17 protein-coding genes and 2 pseudogenes are annotated in these 19,456 nt (G+C 38.1%); 17 read left to right on the forward strand and 2 right to left on the reverse strand.

Features of this window, described 5'->3' with window-relative positions; translation table 11 throughout:
• Position 1 precedes the first annotated feature (1 nt).
• A complete protein-coding gene (gene gatB / locus D7I46_RS10855; RefSeq protein WP_120772887.1) occupies positions 2-1,435 on the forward strand; it encodes an Asp-tRNA(Asn)/Glu-tRNA(Gln) amidotransferase subunit GatB in 1,434 nt (477 codons plus the stop codon).
• Positions 1,436-1,605: 170 nt separating this feature from the next.
• Positions 1,606-3,117: an amidase family protein gene (locus D7I46_RS10860; protein ID WP_120772888.1), complete on the forward strand. Its 1,512-nt coding sequence runs from the start codon at positions 1,606-1,608 to the stop codon at positions 3,115-3,117.
• A 26-nt stretch (positions 3,118-3,143) separates the two neighbouring features.
• Here the strand turns inward: D7I46_RS10860 and D7I46_RS10865 are convergent, their stop codons facing one another.
• Positions 3,144-4,538 carry an MATE family efflux transporter gene (locus tag D7I46_RS10865; RefSeq protein ID WP_120772889.1) on the reverse strand — a complete coding sequence of 465 codons (1,395 nt, stop codon included), beginning with the start codon at positions 4,536-4,538 and terminating at the stop codon, positions 3,144-3,146.
• A gap of 194 nt (positions 4,539-4,732) precedes the next feature.
• Positions 4,733-4,930 carry a cold-shock protein gene (locus tag D7I46_RS10870; protein ID WP_120772890.1) on the reverse strand — a complete coding sequence of 66 codons (198 nt, stop codon included), beginning with the start codon at positions 4,928-4,930 and terminating at the stop codon, positions 4,733-4,735.
• Positions 4,931-5,055: 125 nt separating this feature from the next.
• On the opposite strand from D7I46_RS10870, the gene D7I46_RS10875 reads away from it, so the two are divergent.
• The 15 genes and pseudogenes from D7I46_RS10875 to D7I46_RS10945 all read left to right on the forward strand — a co-directional run bounded on the left by D7I46_RS10875 (position 5,056) and on the right by D7I46_RS10945 (position 19,425).
• Positions 5,056-5,568, forward strand: coding sequence for a 5-formyltetrahydrofolate cyclo-ligase (locus D7I46_RS10875; protein ID WP_240424422.1), 513 nt, complete (start codon positions 5,056-5,058; stop codon positions 5,566-5,568).
• A gap of 12 nt (positions 5,569-5,580) precedes the next feature.
• Positions 5,581-6,273, forward strand: a complete 693-nt coding sequence (locus D7I46_RS10880) for a rhomboid family intramembrane serine protease (protein ID WP_120772892.1) — start codon at positions 5,581-5,583, stop codon at positions 6,271-6,273.
• Between the two features lie 400 nt (positions 6,274-6,673).
• A complete protein-coding gene (locus tag D7I46_RS10885; protein ID WP_120772893.1) occupies positions 6,674-7,105 on the forward strand; it encodes a DUF3284 domain-containing protein in 432 nt (143 codons plus the stop codon).
• A 15-nt stretch (positions 7,106-7,120) separates the two neighbouring features.
• A complete protein-coding gene (locus D7I46_RS10890) occupies positions 7,121-7,504 on the forward strand; it encodes a VOC family protein (RefSeq protein ID WP_120772894.1) in 384 nt (127 codons plus the stop codon).
• Between the two features lie 115 nt (positions 7,505-7,619).
• Positions 7,620-8,656, forward strand: a pseudogene (locus D7I46_RS13815) (GNAT family N-acetyltransferase).
• 521 nt (positions 8,657-9,177) lie between these two features.
• Complete coding sequence (locus D7I46_RS10900) at positions 9,178-10,269, forward strand: DUF871 domain-containing protein (RefSeq protein ID WP_120772895.1); 1,092 nt, start codon at positions 9,178-9,180, stop codon at positions 10,267-10,269.
• Positions 10,270-10,513: 244 nt separating this feature from the next.
• Positions 10,514-12,018 (forward strand): annotated as a pseudogene (locus D7I46_RS10905) (PTS sugar transporter subunit IIC).
• A 149-nt stretch (positions 12,019-12,167) separates the two neighbouring features.
• Positions 12,168-12,380, forward strand: coding sequence for a hypothetical protein (locus D7I46_RS10910; RefSeq protein ID WP_120772896.1), 213 nt, complete (start codon positions 12,168-12,170; stop codon positions 12,378-12,380).
• Positions 12,377-12,571: a hypothetical protein gene (locus D7I46_RS10915; protein ID WP_120772897.1), complete on the forward strand. Its 195-nt coding sequence runs from the start codon at positions 12,377-12,379 to the stop codon at positions 12,569-12,571. The genes D7I46_RS10910 and D7I46_RS10915 overlap by 4 nt, the downstream gene beginning before the upstream one ends.
• Before the next feature lie 258 nt (positions 12,572-12,829).
• Positions 12,830-14,266, forward strand: a complete 1,437-nt coding sequence (locus D7I46_RS10920; protein WP_120772898.1) for a glycoside hydrolase family 1 protein — start codon at positions 12,830-12,832, stop codon at positions 14,264-14,266.
• 72 nt (positions 14,267-14,338) lie between these two features.
• On the forward strand, positions 14,339-14,791 hold the full coding sequence (locus D7I46_RS10925) for a dUTP diphosphatase (RefSeq protein ID WP_120772899.1): 453 nt from the start codon (positions 14,339-14,341) through the stop codon (positions 14,789-14,791).
• A 133-nt stretch (positions 14,792-14,924) separates the two neighbouring features.
• Positions 14,925-16,253, forward strand: coding sequence for a bifunctional metallophosphatase/5'-nucleotidase (locus tag D7I46_RS10930; RefSeq protein WP_120772900.1), 1,329 nt, complete (start codon positions 14,925-14,927; stop codon positions 16,251-16,253).
• Positions 16,254-16,991, forward strand: coding sequence for a YutD family protein (locus D7I46_RS10935; RefSeq protein WP_120772901.1), 738 nt, complete (start codon positions 16,254-16,256; stop codon positions 16,989-16,991).
• Positions 16,992-17,353: 362 nt separating this feature from the next.
• Positions 17,354-18,451: a dual-specificity RNA methyltransferase RlmN gene (gene rlmN, locus D7I46_RS10940; RefSeq protein WP_120772902.1), complete on the forward strand. Its 1,098-nt coding sequence runs from the start codon at positions 17,354-17,356 to the stop codon at positions 18,449-18,451.
• Positions 18,452-18,813: 362 nt separating this feature from the next.
• The gene (locus D7I46_RS10945) at positions 18,814-19,425 is read left to right on the forward strand and encodes a nitroreductase family protein (protein WP_120772903.1); all 612 of its coding nucleotides are present in this window, start codon (positions 18,814-18,816) and stop codon (positions 19,423-19,425) included.
• Positions 19,426-19,456: the final 31 nt, after the last annotated feature.

The following is a 19,456-nucleotide window of genomic DNA, read 5'->3' on the forward strand; positions in this document are numbered from 1 at the left end:
TATGAACTTTGAAATAGTAATCGGACTTGAAGTCCACGTTGAATTGAATACAAACTCAAAAATCTTTAGTCCAGCTTCCACAAAATTCGGTGGCGACCCTAATACCAATACAAATGTGATTGATTGGTCATTACCGGGGGTATTGCCTGTCATGAATAAAGGTGTGATTGAGGCTGGGATTAAGGCGGCACTCGCTTTAAACATGGATATTCATAAGTCCATGCATTTTGACCGTAAGAACTACTTTTATCCAGATAACCCAAAAGCTTACCAAATTTCTCAGTTTGACGAGCCGATTGGCTATAATGGCTCGATTGAGATTGAGCTAGAAGACGGACATAAGGCAACTATCCGTATTGAACGCGCTCACCTCGAAGAAGATGCAGGTAAAAACACGCACGGCACGGACGGCTATTCTTACGTTGACCTCAATCGTCAGGGTGTGCCTTTGATTGAGATCGTTTCTGAGGCGGATATGCGCACACCTGAAGAAGCTTATGCGTATCTAACGGCACTTAAAGAAGCTATCCTTTACACTGGTATTTCCGATGTCAAGATGGAGGAAGGCTCTATGCGCTGTGATGCCAATGTCAGCTTACGTCCTTACGGTCAAGAAGCTTTTGGTGTCAAGACTGAGGTCAAAAATATGAACTCATTTTCTAATGTAAAAAAAGCATTGGATTTTGAAGTGGCGAGACAAGAAAAAATCTTGCGCACCGGTGGTGAAATTCGCCAAGAAACGCGTCGTTTTAACGACAAGACGGGTGAAACTATCCTTATGCGAGTTAAAGAAGGAGCCTCTGATTATCGCTATTTCCCAGAGCCTGATGTACCACATTTTGAGATTTCTGACGAGTGGATTGCTGCTATGAAGGCTGAACTGCCTTTGACCGCAAAGGCACGTCGTACCCATTATATCAATGATTTGGGCTTGTCAGATTATGATGCGCGCCAGTTAACTGCGACCAAAGAAGTCTCTGACTTCTTTGATGAAGCCGTAAAATTTGACACCGATGCTAAATTAGTATCCAACTGGCTTCAGGGTGAAGTAGCGCAATATCTTAATAGTGAGAAAAAAGAATTGCATGAGATTGCTTTGACTCCAGAAAATCTTACTGAAATGATTCGGTTGATAGCTGACGGGACAATTTCATCAAAAATTGCCAAAAAAGTCTTTATTGAATTGGCGAAAAATGGTGGTTCAGCGGAAGAATTTGTTAAAAAAGCGGGACTTGTGCAGATTTCTGATCCAGCTATTTTGATTCCAATTATCCAAGAAGTTTTTGCAAATAATGAAAAATCTGTTGGTGATTATAGAGCTGGAAAACAAAATGCTGCTAAAGCACTTGTCGGACAGCTCATGAAAGCAACAAAAGGCCAAGCTAATCCAAGTGTGGCACAAAAATTACTTTACGAAGAGTTAGATAATTTTTGACAAAAAATAAAAGTGGGCTGATGCCTGCTTTTTTCTCAAAGGAGATAGAAAGGAATTGAGTTCGTCCCCCTTGAAGGGAGTGAAGAAAGATAAAATGGAGCCTGAGCTATGCTCAGAATCTGTGTCGATTATTTATTGGCTTATTTATACGCTAATACGTAAAGAGTCAAATGGCATTTTTCATCTCTTCAGAACAGTCGGGCTCATATCTTATGATTAAAGACGCAACTTATTGGGCGGAGCGGATTCGCATAGGAGAAATCTCAGCAGCAGATTTACTCTCTAAGACTAAAGATAAAATTGAACAACTCAATCCACTTTATAATGCCGTGGTTGCTGACAATATTGATTTAGCAAAGTCAGACTTGTCAGTCACTCAATCGGGTTTCTTTGCGGGTGTACCATTCGCACTTAAAATGCTTGGACAAAATCATGCTGGGCTGCCGTCTACAGCAAGTTCTTGTCTATTTGTAGATTCAGTAGCTAGTAGCGATGATAACTATGTGGAAGCTCTGATGAAAGCAGGACTAACACCTTTTGGTCAGACAAATTCACCAGAGTTTGGCTTTAAAAACATTTCGGACTCTAGGCTTTATGGTGATACGCGTAATGTATGGAATCCAGCTTATTATTCGGGAGGCTCATCTGGTGGTGCAGCATCCGCAGTAGCTTCTGGAATGTTCCCGATGGCTGGAGCTTCTGATGGTGGTGGTTCAATTAGAATTCCAGCTTCTTTTTCTGGTTTGATTGGACTGAAAATGACACGAGGACGTATGCCACAAGGCCCATCGGGCTATCGTGGTTGGCAAGGAGCTTCTATTTCGGGTAGTCTGGCAGTTTCTGTGCGTGATGTGGCAAATTTTGTTGCAGAAATGCAAACTTTACAAGAAGCGCAGCCTTATCCAGCACAATTACTTGATGAAAAGGTACTGACAGAATTATCAGTACCACCAAGAAGATTAAAAATTGCTATTTCCTTTGGTAGCCCTATTAAGGGGATAAAAATCTCAGAAACTTCAAAGAATGCCTTAAAAAAATCAATTAATTTTTTAGAAAAGCAAGGGCATGAAGTGACAGAAATTAATTTTCCGCTTGATGCGCGCGGCTTGATACAGTCGTATTATCGCATGAATGCAGCTGAAACGATTGCTATGCTTGAACCATGGGAAAAAGCATCTGGACGAAAAATCACAAAAAATGATGTTGAATTGCTTACCTATGCACTTTTAGAAGCTGGTCGAAAAGCACCTGTATCCAGTTATATCAATGCTTTGGACGAATGGGATTTGGCGGCAGCAACTTTTGAAGAAAAGATTTTTAATCAATTTGACCTTTTTATTACACCGACAACAGCCAAAACAGCTCCCAAAATTGGTGAAGCGTTGATGTCGACAGAAATCTTAGAAAAAATGACACACATTGCGCAATATGATTTTGAACAACAGATAAAAATCATTGAAGAAGCATTTGAGAGGTCACTGACCTTTACACCTTACAATTTTATCAGTAATCTGACAGGTCAACCCGCACTTTCTCTGCCTGTCTATGTAGAAGAAACCACGAATTTACCACAGGGAGTGCAACTTTGGGGGCCTAAAAATTCAGAGCTTTTACTTTTACAATTAGCGTTGGAATTTGAAAAACATGGACAATTCATACTTCCAGAAGCTTATAAAATATAAAAAACTCTGAAAATTTTCAGAGTTTTTTAATGATGAAAGACGTTACGCAAGGTTTTACGTTTTGGTATGAGCTTCGCTTTTTCATACAAATCTTGGTTGTTTCTGAAGCGTTTAACCATCTGAATGGTGGTGGGAATTAAAATAGAGGTTGAACCAATCCAAGCCGCTGGATTACTTGAGATAATGACGGTGTAATTCAGCAAGAGAACGCCGACAATTGCAACTCCAGCACGCATGAATAACTCAGCAAAACCGCAGAGTGTCGGGATTTTAGCATTTCCTAAACCTTGAATCGTCGAGCGGGTCACAAAGAGAATCGCAAGTAGCCAATAGAAGCTACCATTCACAAGATAATAATGGCTAGCCATCTTGATGACAGCAGTCTGACTTGCAGAAATGAATGCTGTGGTGAAGTAAAAGTGAGCGAGATTAAGAAGAAGGGCAAAGCCAATAGACCAACCCACTGCGATAGCAATTGAGCGCGAAAGTCCTTGATTAATCCGTTTGTATTGTTTGGCGCCATAGTTCTGAGCGCCAAAAGTTGCCATCGCGAGTCCAATAGACATCATCGGAAGCATAGCGAGCTGGTCTATTTTGGACACGATGGCTTGGGTAGCGACGGCATTTGTTCCCATCTTATTAAGTGCGATTTGTAAAGTGATTGAGCCAATGGCAATAATGCTGGATTGAAAACCCATTGGTACAGCGAGTCTTGCATGATGTAGAACCTCTTTTGGGTCATAGCCCAATAAATCCTTAGTAAGATGAAAATCTGGCACTTTCTTTTTGATATGCCAAAAAAGATAGATAACTGAGATGGCTTGCGCCAGAATGGTTGCGGCACTTGAACCGAGTAGCCCAAGATGGAGGACAAGAATAGCAAAATACTCCAAACCAATATTTAAAATACTAGCGACAACAAGAGCATACAATGGTGTTTTGGAATCTCCAAGTGCGCGTAAGGCATTGGAGAGGTAGGCATAGAGATTGGTTGCAATCATACCACCAAGCATGATGGTTAAAAATGTCTTTGCACCAGCAAAAATTTCACTAGGAGTTTGCATCAACTCAAGAAGAGAGCCGACAAAAATAACAGAGACGATACTCAATAAAATAGAAATCGCAATTGTAAAATAAAGCCCTGTAATATATGATTTTTTGACTGAGTTTTTATCCTTAGCCCCGAAGCGCTGAGCGGTCAGAATTGTTAGTCCGGCAGTCATGCCTTGAGCAAAGCCGACAATGAGGAAATTGATTGAGCCAGTTGCTCCGACGGAAGCTAAGGCATCTTTTCCGAGTGTTTGCCCAACAATCAACGTATCAGCGGTATTATAGAGGACCTGGAAGAAGTTTCCTAAAAGTAGTGGCAAGGTAAAGGCAATGAGCCCTTTGAGGATATTTCCTTTTGTTAAATCTTTCATTTTTCCCTAATTACTAATTTCTCGTATCCACCGAGAAAGCGTTTAAATATGATTTCTTTATTTTAGACCATTTTGTTTGCTTTTACAAGGGCTTATCTTGATAAAAGCTGAGAAATTAGGGTTTAGTCATAAATATTACAACAAAAAAAGCCAGACTTCATTATTTGAAGTCTGAGCTTTTACTTATATCAGAATTATTTTTCGATATTTACAGCTTGAGGTCCGCGAGGGCCGTCTTCGATATCAAAAGTTACTTTTTGACCTTCGTCGAGGGTTTTGAATCCGTCGCCTTGGATAGCTGAGAAGTGTGCAAATACGTCTTTTCCGTCTTCAGCAGTGATGAATCCGAAACCTTTAGTTGCGTTAAACCATTTTACAGTTCCTTGTGCCATTTTGTTACATCCTTTCTGTAAATTATAAATCTTATTTTGGGAAAAGAATGGAACAAATGTTACAATCATGATTCTAAAACAAAAACTTACAGCTTTATGATACCATAGTTAGTATGGAAAATAAAGTGTTAATTCGCAAAAAAATGATAAATTTACTAAATAATTTTTCTATTGACGAAAAAAAGCGGCAAACTGATGAGATTTTATCAGTATTGATGGCTTCAAAAACATGGCAAAATGCTGATAAAATCGCACTTTACATGGCAACATCGATGGAATTTGATTTGTCAAGACTGTTTGAGGTAACTGACAAGGAAATTTTGATTCCTAAATGTTTGCCTAAACGCCAGATGATTTTTGCAAAGTATGACACGGAACATTTGGTTCACTCAAATTTTGGACTAATGGAGCCAGATTCAATGGACGAAGTTATTCCAGACCTGATTGTTGTTCCTGGTTTGGCATGGAACGAGCAGGGGTATCGTATTGGATTTGGTGGAGGTTACTATGACCGTTATTTGTCAAGATTTGAGGGCTCAACAGTGTCTGTGATTTATGATTTTCAAAAAGTAGATTTTACACCAGAAGTGCATGATATTGCAGTTCATGAAGTTTTTACCGCTGCAAGAAAGGATTAGAATACAAAAATAATGAATTTAAATGACTTTAAACGCGATGTAACTCGCTATAAAGCGACCTATATTCTCGCTTTATTTACGACAATTGTTTGGCTTTGGCAATTTATAAGCTTTGACTCAGCGGCAACTTCTGGGATTAATTTATTTAATGCTGGCGCTTTATTTGGACCTGCAATTGTGCAAGACCCGACTCAATTGTGGCGACTAGTGACACCAATTTTTGTTCATATTGGTTGGATGCATTTTCTGATGAATATGTTGACACTTATCTTTATTGGTCGGCAGATTGAGACAATTTTTGGCTCTTTACGATTTACTGCGATTTACATTTTGGCAGGTGTGTTCGGAAATGCGATGACTTTTTTACTCACACCAAATACTTTATCAGCAGGTGCATCAACCTCTCTTTTTGGCTTGTTCGCTGCTGTGGCAGGGTTAGGCTTTTTTACAGGGCATCCTTTTCTTAGACAAATCGGGAAAACTTTCGCTGTGTTGATTGTGGCAAATTTACTTTTTAATACTTTTGATTTGAGCACTATCAATATCTGGGGGCATATTGGCGGAGCGCTGGGTGGGGCTCTTCTTTCTGCTATATTTCCTCCAAAAGCATTCAGACCTTCAATTCCAGAGCATTATCGCTGGTTTTCGGTGATTGCCTTTGCTTTCTTGCTTATTGCCTTTGTTGGTCTTCCTTTTGTAAGATAAGGGGATATTACTGAGGCTGAATGATATATGAGTTCTGCTTTAACATCCGTTAGGATTTTGTTAGTGGCGATTTTAATAAGTATGACTTTTACTCTTGGAGGAGCTGCAGTAAACGGATAGTGTAGCGAGTGTAAAGCGTAGAAATTGTTCATCATGGTGCTGTTTCTGCACTGTGAAGTTTGCGAAGCGACGTCAATCCATTGTTGATTTTTACAAGGGATTAGTTATAAAAAACTTATTTCGATGAGGAAAACATGAAAGTGCTTGCAATGCGATTCTAATCTTGCTAAAATTATTCTATAAAACGCAGTAAGTATAATGAGTGCTAACTAACATATTGTGACGTTAGCTTTGCATCATGACAGCAATTTCATTGTTGCTTAAAAGTATGGAGAAAGTTATGAAAATTAATAAAACAGTAGATGCACCACGAGAATTTATTTTTGAAAAAATCATTGATTCTTGTCTTTATGATATTGAAAAAAATACGGGGAAACGTCCAAAAGTTCGCAGCCTAAGTGGTTATGAATATACGAAAACCTTCGGAAAAAATCAAAAGGGAACGATTAAAATCAATGAATTAACTGACCCAAGTATCTATGAATTTACGACAAAAACGAATCGTAATACTTTTAAAACACGTTGGGAACTGCACAAGATTGATGACCGTAGCACAGATATTATCATTGAGGAAACTCAAAGCTCAAACGGTACAATACAGATGATAAATGATAAATTTGTTGGACTAATTCTTGGACGATTGAAAAAGCGTCAAATGTTGGCGGTTTTGGATAATATCAATCGGGCTTACAATGGAGGAACAACACGGTAAAGGGGTTTTGAATCAATGAAAATAGAACATATTGGATTAATGGTTCAGGATTTGGAAAAGATGCGTCAGTTTTATGAGCATTATTTTGAGGCGAGCGCAGGCGAAAAATATCATAATCCTAAAACTACTTTTCAATCTTACTTTTTGAGTTTTGCTGATGGAGCAAGATTGGAAATTGGTACAAAAGAGAATTCTGTCAGTACTGACAGAAATGTTGTCAGCACGGGTTATGCACATTTGGCTATTTCTGTGGGGTCAAAAGATCGTGTCAATCAACTTGCCCAGCAGTTTCAAACAGATGGTTTTACGATAAAATCAGGTCCGAGAACAACAGGTGATGGTTATTATGAAGCGGTAGTGCTTGATCCAGAAAAAAATGAAATCGAAATTACAATTTAAAATTATACCTGTATAGAAATGACCAGTCCAAAGATTATTTTTGGAACTGGTTATTATTTTTTAGCTATACCGAGGAAGAGTTTTAATCGGCAAAATATTGTGTTAAAATGAATTTATGAATACGAATACAAAAGAAAAAAAAGAACTGTTAGATTTGACGATTTATGCTTTCCATAAGCCTTTGACAGCAGCACGTGAGGCAGCATTCTACAAACTCCTAGAATTTTCAAAAGCTTATCAGCACCGTGAAAGTGAACGACTGACCTCAATGGTCATTGACACGCACTTTGAAGTTTTTTGGAAAAAGCAACAACTCAAAATGTCAGGAGTTGGTTATGTCGCAAGTTATCCAGAAGCTAGGGGAATGGGGCTATTCGTCAGTTAATGACCCAACTTTTGCAGGAAAATTATGAAGCTGGCACGGCTCTTTCTTATCTTGCACCATTTTCTTATCAATTTTATGGTAAATTCGGTTATTCATATGCTTTTGACCAAAAATCTTATATGATGAAAGCAGTAGATTTTCCTAAAGGTCAAAAAACAAAAGGTGAAATGAAGAGAGAAATGCTGACAGAGTCTGCTATTAGTGATGATTCTGCTGATTCGCTTTTGTCAGTACTGACAGAAATTCATCAGCAAGCTTACAATCAAGGCTCACTCATTCGTCCACCGCATTTATGGGATTATTATTTCAACCACAAGTCTCAGCCGTATTTTGCAATCTATCGTGAAGAGGGGAAGGCTATGGGCTACCTTATTTATGAGTTTTCAGAAATGACTTTTGTTATTCGTGAATTGATTTTTTTGACAGAATCCGCAAAGCAAGGCTTATACCATTTTGTTTATAGTCATGCAGGAAGTTTTGATAAGGTGTCGTGGGTTGCTACCAGCGATACTCAACTTGAGTACGATATGCCAGAGCCAGCGCGTGCAACAATCCAGCTTATTCCTTATATGCAGGCGCGTATCGTAAATTTGCATGAATTTTTGAAGATAAATGGTCAGCCAAATTTTGCCGCAGAAATCGTAGATGAACTTATCCCAGAAAATAATCAAGTTGTAGGAACAGGACACCCAGAGAAAATGACAATAGGTGAATTTACAGCAAAAGTATTACGCGAAAATCATGCCATTCTTCGTGAATATTTTTAATTAGCAACTATCAACTTTTTTATTGACAAATTCAGGATTTTAATTAATTTCGAAAATTGAAAAATTCTTTGCTGTTTGAGCGAAGAATTTTTTTAATTGGCGAGCGAGAAAAATAAGAAACTGATTTTATTGAAAAGTGTCTAATTTTACATTATTACAAGTATATTACCAAACGATATTGGTATAGTCAGATTTTCGTTGAAGATTAGGAAGCTCAAGAAGAAAGCGCTAAACCTATATAAAAATAAGATTTTTGCTGTATTGTTTCAATTTGAGAAACATGTTTTTTTGGCATGGATAACGCTTGCAATTTTGCTTTGAAAACCTTATCATAGAATTAAGATTTATTTCAGGTTAAAAATGAAATAAAAAATACATTAGATTTTATAATTGATTTCAGGGTGTTTGAGGTCGAAAAAAAGATAAATTTTAGACTTTTGTTGGAAGTATGAGTTTACGGTTTTCTATTTTTCATGACGTTAGGGCAAACGCTCTTTACAGCTTAAAGAAAAGGAGAAAAAATGGGAAAATTAGGAGTTTCCGTTTATCCAGAACGTTCAACCTTTGAAGCAGATAAAGCCTATCTTGATCTTGCTCATAAATATGGCTTCAAGCGTGTTTTTACTTCATTACTTGAGATTGATGGTGATAAAGATACTGTCCTTGCAAGTTTTAAAAAAGTTGTAGATTACGCGAATGGACTTGATATGGAAGTGATGGTTGACATCAATCCGAGTCTATTTAAACAGCTTGATATCAGCTATGATGACCTGAGCTTTTTCCATGAGATGGGGGCAGACGGTGTTCGTCTTGACATCGGATTTACAGGAGCTGAGGAAGCGCGCATGACACGTAATCCTTATGGCATCAAGATTGAAATCAATATGAGTCAAGGAACAACTTATGTTGATAGTATTATGGATTATTCTCCTGATACAGAAAAACTTCTTGGCAGTCACAACTTCTACCCACATCGTTACACAGGACTTGAGTTTAATCACTATGTGAAATGTACAGAGAAGTTTAATGGCTACAATCTCAATACAATGGCATTTGTTAATTCTCACGCAGCAACATTTGGACCGTGGCCAACTCAAGATGGACTATGTACCCTTGAAGATCACCGCGACCTTGACATTGCAACACAAGTGAAGCATTACAAACTTCTCGGAGGGATTAATGACGTCACTATCGCTAATGCTTATGCAAGTGAAGAAGAACTGAGAGCAATGAGCGAAGCATTTAATGCTGCCATGCCAGAACTTAAAGTTGTTCCACGTGAAACGATTACTGAAGCAGAACGTAAATGTCTTTACGAAGCGACTCACAGCTACCGTGGTGATAAATCAGCCTATATGCTTCGCTCCACCATGACACGTGTTATTTATAAAGACCTTGATTTTCCACCACATGATAATTACACCATTCAACGAGGCGATGTTATTGTTGACAACAATGGTTATGGGCAATATAAAGGTGAAACCCAAATTGCTCTACGTGAAATGGAAAATGATGGACGTGTGAATGTTGTGGGACGTATTTCTGATGATGAGCTCTTTTTACTTGATTTCTTGAAACCGTGGAGTTCTTTCAAATTTATCGAAAGTAATTAGAAAATAAAGTGTTTCACCAACTAAATCTGTTTTGAATTTCAAAATAAGTTGTGAACCATCTTCAAAGTTGGCTGTCAGTATTGACGGCTCTTATAAAACTTGAAAGGGTACCCTTTCTCTTTTGCAAAGCAAAAGAGAAATACTTACAGTCCCTTATCTCTTTCTGTCAGTACTGACAGAAACTTAACCTCGTTCAAAAATATTTTTTGAGTAATTTATTATTAATTTCAAAGGAGGAAATTCCATGAACGGAATTACTGCGTGGATGGAGAAATATCTCGTCCCAATTGCGGCAAAAATCGGGTCTCAAAAACACTTGGTTGCGCTGCGTGACTCATTCATTGGAATGTTGCCAGCAACACTTGCTGGTGCAATGGCTGCGTTAATCTCAGCTATCGTTACAACATTCCCATCAGCTCTTCAACAGATGATTCAAGGACCAACTAAGGCAGCGGCTTCAGCAGCAGCTGGTACAGGGTGGACTTTGGCAAATACACCTGTTTTCAAAGAGTTAAACAACATCTCAGGACTTGTTAACCAAGGTACCCTAACAGTTATCGGTCTTATCTTTGCCTTTTCTTGGGTTACAACTTGGCGCGTGCTTATGGAGTCAATGACTTGGCTGGTGGTATTGTATCAACAGCAACATTGATGATGGGCTTACCAAACCAATTTGGTCGTTTCACTACAGCACTTGCTAATATTGGTGGAATGGATAAAGCAACAGGTGCTTCAAAAGCTAATGATGCTGTCAACACTGTATTGTCAAACCAATTTATCGCTACATGGAAACCTGGTTTTGCGGCTGGGCAACTTGATGCTGGAGCATATTTCACTGTTATGATTATGGGTGCAATCGCAGTCATCATCTATGCAAAATTAATGCTTGCCGACATCACAATCAAAATGCCAGAATCAGTACCACCTGCAGTAGCAAAAGCTTTCTTGGCTATCATTCCTACAATCGCAGCACTTTATATTGCAGGTATTATCTACTACATTGTAAATACACTTTCAGGCGAATCACTCGTCTTCCTAATTCAAAAATATATCGCTCAACCATTCCAAATCTTGTCACAAAACATTATTTCCGTGCTGATTGTCACGATTTTTGTATCAATCTTCTGGTTCTTCGGAATTCATGGTCCAAATGTATTGTCACCAGCACTTGATGGTATCTGGGGACCTCTTGGACTTGACAACATGAACTTGTGGAACAAGATTCATACATCAGGTATCCAACATTTGGTTGCTAATGGAGCAACTTCACGTGCGCACGCTATCAATGGTGAATATGTGAACATCTGGGTCCGTGGTTCATGGGATGCCTTCGCATGGTTTGGTGGTTCAGGTGGTACAATTACCCTTGTTCTTGCTATCCTTATCTTCTCTAAACGTAAAGATTACCAAATCGTTGGTCGTCTAGGACTTGCACCAGGTCTCTTCAATATCAATGAACCAGTTCTCTTTGGTTTACCAGTTGTATTGAATGCAATCTTTGCTATTCCATTCGTTGTGGCTCCACTTGTAGCTGTTGTCGTTGCATATGTTGCAACAGCGCTTCAACTGGTTAACCCTGTCGTACTTGCAGTACCATGGGTAACACCACCAATCATGAATGCCTTCATGGCGACAGGTTTTGACTGGCGTGCGATTATCATTGCTGTCATCAACTTGGCAATTACTTTCTTCATCTGGGCACCATTTGTTATTGCTGCTAACAAGATGGAAGAAGCAGAACTTGACTAATTTGAACTCTGTTATAGAGCAAGGAATCTCCTTGCTCTATACATTTTTTATTAAATATGATAAGATTTTGATAAAACCTTATCATATTTAATAAAAACTAAATCAATTTATTAGTTAGCGGTAAAAAACTCCGCAGAAAGGAAATTATTATGATTATTGTAAATCTCGCTCAAAGACAAGAAGAAATTATCGCACTTTTGGAATCCAAAGGATACCATTTTGTAAAAAAACAGGGCATTAAGCTTTCTTTTGAAGTTCCAGAAGGAACAGAAGACCTGAATGCTGCGGCAGTTGAGGTGAAAGCACTTATCAAGGGAACAGAGTGGGGGCCAGTGCTCTATTTCAACGTGGTAGTCGCATGAGTACATGGGGAGTTGCTTTTATTAGCTTAGGGCTTTTGCTCACAGCTTATCGAAATTGGTTCGGCTTGGTGGTTATTATATTAGGCGCTGTGATGATGATTGTAGCGCGTAATAATAAAAAGAAAGCAGCGAAGTTGGAACAAGAGAAGCTACAAGAGCATAAAGAAACAAAAATAAAATCAAGAAAATAATTTATAAAAAGTGACTTTCAAAAGAGTCGCTTTTTTTAGTGGATGTTGCAATAATATATGAAATCCCCTACCTCAAATTCTTCCGAACGTTGTATAGATAAATTAAAAACAAGTTCCGCAATATGTAACACTAGAAAACGTTTCCAACGTGTTATAATAAAAGAAATGCTAAGCTTGTGAAGCCATATATTTTACTTTTGCTTGAGCTACTCTTAGCAAAATTGACTTTACACGACTAATATAAAAAAGGAGTAGAAGATGGAACATGAAAAATTGAATGCTTTTCCTAAAGATTTTCTTTGGGGTTCGGCATCTGCTGCCTACCAAGTTGAGGGAGCACCCTTTGAGGATGGAAAAAAAGCAAGTGTTTGGGATAACTTTGTACGTATTCCAGGTAAAACTTTCAAGGGAACCAATGGTGATGTAGCAGTTGACCATTATCACCGCTACAAAGAAGATGTTGCCTTGATGAAAGAAATGGGATTAAAATCTTACCGTTTCTCAATTGCTTGGACACGGATTATTCCTGATGGACGCGGAGCAGTGAATGCTGCAGGTCTTGCTTTTTATGAAAATTTAATTGATGAGTTGATTGCAAATGACATTGAGCCTGTTGTTACTCTTTATCATTGGGACTTGCCGCAAGCCTTGCAGGATTTGTATGGAGGCTGGGAATCTCGCGAAATCATCGGTGATTTTGTAAACTATGCTGAAGTTTTGTTTAAAGCCTTTAAGGGTAAAGTCAAATATTGGGTTTCTCTAAATGAACAAAATATTTTTACGAATCAAGGATGGGCGATTGCGACACACCCACCAGGGAAAACAGACCTTAAGTTATTTTATCAAGTCAATCATATTGCAAATCTGGTCAACGCAGCAGTCATTAATAAATTTCATGAACTGGAGATTCCAGGACAAATTGGACCATCTTTTGCATATACACCACAATATCCTAAAGATTCTGATCCATTGAATGTTCTTGCAGCTGAAAATGCCGAAGAACTTTATAGTCACTTTTGGATGGATGTCTATCTTTATGGAGAATACCCACTTGCTGCAATGGCTTATTTGCGTGAAAAAGGATTGGCTCCTGAATTTGAAGAAGGGGATGCTGAACTTTTAAAATCAGCAAAACCAGATTTCCTCGGTATTAATTACTATCAAACAGCAACTAATGCATGGAATCCAATAGACGGTGGTGTTGGTGCTGCGAAATTTAATACGACAGGTAAAAAAGGAACAACCCAAGAATCAGGTGTTCCAGGGTTGCATAAAAAAGTGCAAAATCCTTTTGTCGAACGTACAAACTGGGATTGGGAAATTGACCCTGAAGGTCTACGAATTGCGCTTCGCCGGATTACTTCTCGCTATCGTATTCCAGTCATGATTACTGAGAATGGTTTAGGGGAGTATGACAAACTTGAAGATGGAAAAATCCATGATGATTATCGAATCAAATATCTTGAAAGCCATGTGAAAGCAATCAAAGAAGCAATTACAGATGGTGCAACTGTGATTGGGTATCATACTTGGTCTTATACAGACCTTCTTTCTTGGCTTAATGGTTATCAAAAACGTTATGGCTTTGTCTATGTTGACCAAGATGAGACGATGCAAGGAAGCTTAAAACGCATTCCGAAAGATTCTTATTATTGGTATCAACACGTGATTAAAACTAATGGAGATGAGATTTAAGAAGAATGAAGCACCTAGGGGTGCTTTTTTGATTTATGTTATAATAGATAAAAAGATTTTGAGAGGTTTAGAATGAAAACACGTGGTTTTGAGATTGTCAGCAGTTATGAAAATAAAGGAATTAACCTTCCTAAGCGTTCGACTGAACATTCGGCAGGTTATGATATTGAGGCGGCAGAAACAGTTTCTCTAGCAGCTGGTGAAATCAAATTGATTCCAACGGGACTAAAGACCTATATGCAAACTGGTGAAGTACTTTATATGTATAGCCGATCAAGTAATCCTCGAAAAAAGGGCTTGATCTTGATTAATTCTGTTGGTGTTATTGACAAAGATTACTATAATAATCCTGAGAATGAAGGGCATATGTTCATGCAAATGCGTAATATTACGGAGCATGAAGTCGTTGTTGAAAAAGGGGAGCGCATCGTGCAAGGAGTATTTATGCCATTCTTAGTCGCCGATGGCGATGATGATGTTGAAAAAGGTATCCGTTCAGGTGGATTTGGTTCTACCGGTGTATAATTTGGTTAAATTACTTGTGAAAAATGAGTCATAATCAAAGAATGAGTGCTGTCAGTATGCTGACAGCTTTTTTGTCAGTAATTTTTTGGGAAATGGGGGATGAGTGGTCGGTGAAATGTGCTATAATAGACCTATGAATAATCTGCGTCTTCTCCATTTGAATGATTTACATTCTCACTTGGAAAAATTTCCAGTAATTGAGCGTTTTTTTGCCGAAAAATCTAAAGAAAATGTAGAAACTTTACGTTTTGATTTGGGGGATAATGTTGACCGTGTGCATCCACTTACTGAAGCAACGGCGGGACATATTAATGTTGAGTTGATGAATCGTTTGGATTTGACGGCAGCAACAGTGGGGAATAATGAAGGTTTGGGATTGACGCATGAGATGTTGTCGCATTTATATGATGAGGCAAATTTTCCTGTGTTATTGGCAAATTTGGAGACGGATTTTGCAATTTCTAAGCCATTGATCGTGACGACTTCATTTGGGTTGCGCATTGGTTTGATTGGAATGACGGCACCTTATGAGCGAGCTTATCCTTCTGCTGGGTGGAAATTGTCTAATCCTTTTGATGTTTTAGATAAGATTTTACCTGTGGATTGTGATTTTACAATTTTGTTGTCACATTTAGGGAAGAATTTTGACGAAAAAATTGCGGAGTGCTATGATATTGATCTGATTATTGGCAGTCATACGCATCATTTGTTTGAACATGGCGCACAGGTTAATAAAACATTACTTGCTGCAGCAGGGAAATATGGGGAACATATTGGACAAATTGACTTGGCTTTTGATGAGCAAAATCGCCTTGTGGATGCGCAGATTGAAACAATTGCAACGAATACCTTACCTAGTCGTAAGTCGGATGCTGTGGAGATATATGGCTGGGAATTACGCGGTCATAAGCTTTTGCAAGGAACGCAGGTAGTGGAGTTAGAGTCTCCATTAACGAACCAATCTCCTGATTTTGCAGGGAGTAGGTACTTTGCGAAGATTTTTTCTGATTATGCCCAAACTGGGATTTGTGTGATGAATTCGGGTTTGCTTGTTACTGATTTATTGCCTGCACGCTTAACTTTAGATAATTTGCATGAATTTTTGCCTCACTCTATTCGTTTAGTCCGTTTTAGTTTTACTGGAGCGGAGCTTGAGCTAGTGTTAACTGAGATGGTTGATGTTTCAGCTTTTCTCGTGACTCAAAGAATACAAGGTATGGGCTTCCGTGGGAAAATTTTCGGACAGTTGATTTTTGAGGGAATTGATTTTAAAAATGGTGAATTTTTTATACAGGGTGCGAGATTAGAGCGTGACAAAATTTATCAAGTCGCCATGCCAGACCAGTATTTGTTTGCTTGGTATTTCCCTTTACTTAAAAAATTAGGTCAATCAGAAATTTTATTCCCATATTTTTTGCGAGAAATTGTAGCTGAACATTTAAAAAAAGAAGAGAAAAAGTAGATGCCTAAAGAAATAGACGAAAGTAAATTAAACTATAATAAGTATCCTGGCGAGCACGTAATCGCTAGTGGTGATGTGGTGTTGGTCGGAGACAAGACCTTTCATGTCGTACGGAATTATCGTGAAGCTTTTGATACGGAAAAATTGGAACAACGGTTTTCTGATGTTTTAGATAAGTATGATTATATTGTGGGAGATTGGGGCTTTGAGCAATTAAGGTTAAAAGGTTTTTTCTCTGCCAGTCGGAAAAAAATGGAAGCCGATAACAAAATTGACCATCTTGAAGATTATATCAACGAGTATTGTAATTATGGTTGTGCTTATTTTGTTCTGCGCCGTATTCGTACGCGTGATGCAAAACGGACAGAGGCTTTTACGTCTGAAAAGATTTTTACTGAAAAAGAGATTAAACAAAAACTTGATAAACCACGTCGCAGACGCAATCGTAATAAAAATCGAGCACGTGATGGACAAATTTCGGAAAAAATCAACACAATGGAAAATCGTATTGAAAAGCCTGAAGAACGCAGAAAAGGTTTTAAAATGCGTGAAAAATCTACTGACAGAGCGACAAAATCTACTGACAGAACTGTTCGTCAGCAAACATCAGGAAAATCACATACTGATAGTAAATTTACAGTGAATCATCGTACAAAGCCAAAAGTTAAATCTGAAGTGAAGAGTAAAGAGCAAGTAGGACAAGGTTTTGTCATTCGTACACGTGGGAAAAAAGAGTAGTTTTGTTCCACGTTAAAATCCCGTTGAAGTTTAAAGGGGTCACCACAAGTAGCGTGTCATGGAAATGTTTCTGCGCTAGGCGCTAGGAAGTTAGACCGCAACGTCAATCCGTTGCCGATTTTTACAATGGATTAACTATAGAAAGTGATTGCACTCAAAAATTTTACTGACGGAATGAATTGCTCTTGTCAAATTCAAATTTTTAGATTAAAATAGAGTCTTGTGTGCTGACAGATTTCTGTCAGTGTATTTATTAGCATCTGTCAGTATACTGATAGAAAAAATTTTTGATAAAAATGAATGAGTCATTGCCAAATGAAAAGTAGAATGAGATAAATTGGCTGTGATAAAAGAAAGATAAAATGACTGAAAATATCCAAAAAGAAACGCGCCCTTCAATCTATGGCTTAACGCGTGAACAATTGATTGCATGGGCAATTGAGCATGGTGAGAAGAAGTTTCGTGCGACACAAGTTTGGGACTGGCTTTACCGTAAACGTGTTCAAACTTTTGAAGAAATGACAAATCTGTCCGCAGGATTTATTGAGAAACTCAATGAGAATTTTATCCTGAACCCACTGGAGCAGGTTGTCGTACAAGAATCTGCCGATGGAACAGTTAAATATCTCTTCATGCTACCTGATCGTATGATGATTGAAACAGTATTGATGCGTCAATCTTATGGTCTGTCTGTTTGCGTGACTACACAAGTGGGGTGCAACATGGGTTGCACGTTTTGTGCTTCAGGGATTCTGAAAAAAGAGCGCGATGTGACAGCAGGAGAAATCGTGAGTCAAATCATGCTGGTGCAAAAATATTTTGATGAGCGCGGACTAGATGAACGAGTGTCACACGTGGTTGTCATGGGGATTGGTGAACCTTTTGATAATTATGAGCATTTGATGAACTTTTTGCGTGTTATCAATGATGACAATGGTCTGGCGATTGGTGCAAGGCACATTACCGTATCAACTTGTGGCTTTATGCCAGCAAAAATCCGTGAGTTTGCTCATGAAAATTTGCAAATTAATTTAGCAATCTCACTTCATGCGCCAAATAATGAGTTACGGACATCGTTGATGCGTGTGACTCGTAACGCACCACTGGAAAAATTATTTGATGCGATTGATTATTATACAGAAACGACAAATCGTCGTGTGACTTATGAGTATATTATGCTTTCTGGGGAAAACGATAGCCCAGAGATTGCTCAGGAACTTGCAGACTTGATTAAACCAAGAAATAAACTTTCCTATGTCAATCTGATTCCATATAATCCTGTTGCTGAACATATCAAGTATGAGCGCTCCACCAAAGATGATACGACGAAATTTTACGACGTTTTAAAGAAAAATGGAATCAATTGTGTTGTTCGTCAAGAACATGGAACAGATATTGATGCTGCTTGTGGTCAATTGCGTTCAAAACAAATTAAAAAAGATAAAGTGAAACTTGCGTAAAGCCAATGAAATTCTGTCAGTATGCTGACAGAATTTTTTGTTATTGATAAAACGGTGGGTGGAGATTATTTTATATTAGACGCGTGAAGTCAGCTCTGCCCTACGTCTTGATACAAGCTTCGTTTGCTTCATACGCAATCCCTGTCAAGCATTTGGCGTTTACGACGAATTTAATTTAGGTTCGCAGTCAAAAGCAGAACGAGTTTGACTTCACAATCTTATTTGAAAGTGAAACTCTTGTAATTCACAGCTATGACAAAATAAACTACTTTTGATAGAATATAACTATTAAAAATAATCTGAAATATGTGAGTTTTAATAATATTTATAAGTTCAGTGTAGAAATAGGAGAAGCCAATCTTATGGAATTTCAAAAATTAACCAAGAGTCGCCATGCTGTAAAAAAATTTGATGGTAAAAAAGTTCCGACAGTAGATGTACGTCAAATCATTGATACTGCAGCACTAGCCCCAAGTGGTATCAATATTCAAAGTTGGCATTTTGTAATTGTTGAAAGTGACGAAGCTAGAAGAAAGCTTCTTTTGGAAGTCAATCCAAGCAATCGAGAACAAGTAGAAACAGCTGGCGCTGTCGTTATGTTATTTGCAGATACGAACTGGTCATCCAGATTGCATTTGATTGCAGAACGGATGGGAGATGAAGCTTCTGATATTGAGCGTGAGCGTCTTTTAGAGCGCTATCCAGCTTATGTCTCAACATTTAGCAAAGAATATATGCTTGAATATATGGCGATTAATTCTGGCTTGGTTACAATGAATCTGATGTATGCAATAAAAGATATAGGCTATGAAGGAAATATTTTACTTGGTTTTAATCGCTCAAAGAAAATCAATGAAATTTTGGATATTAATCCGCGTTATATTCCTGAACTTCTGATTACACTTGGCTCATCTGATGAGAAAGGGCAAGCAAGTTATCGTTTACCCCAACAGGATATTTTAGAAATTAGATAAACTATTATCTCAAAATGGTAATCAAAAGAAA

This window comes from Lactococcus allomyrinae, assembly GCF_003627095.1.
GTDB classification, from domain to species: Bacteria; Bacillota; Bacilli; order Lactobacillales; family Streptococcaceae; genus Lactococcus; species Lactococcus allomyrinae.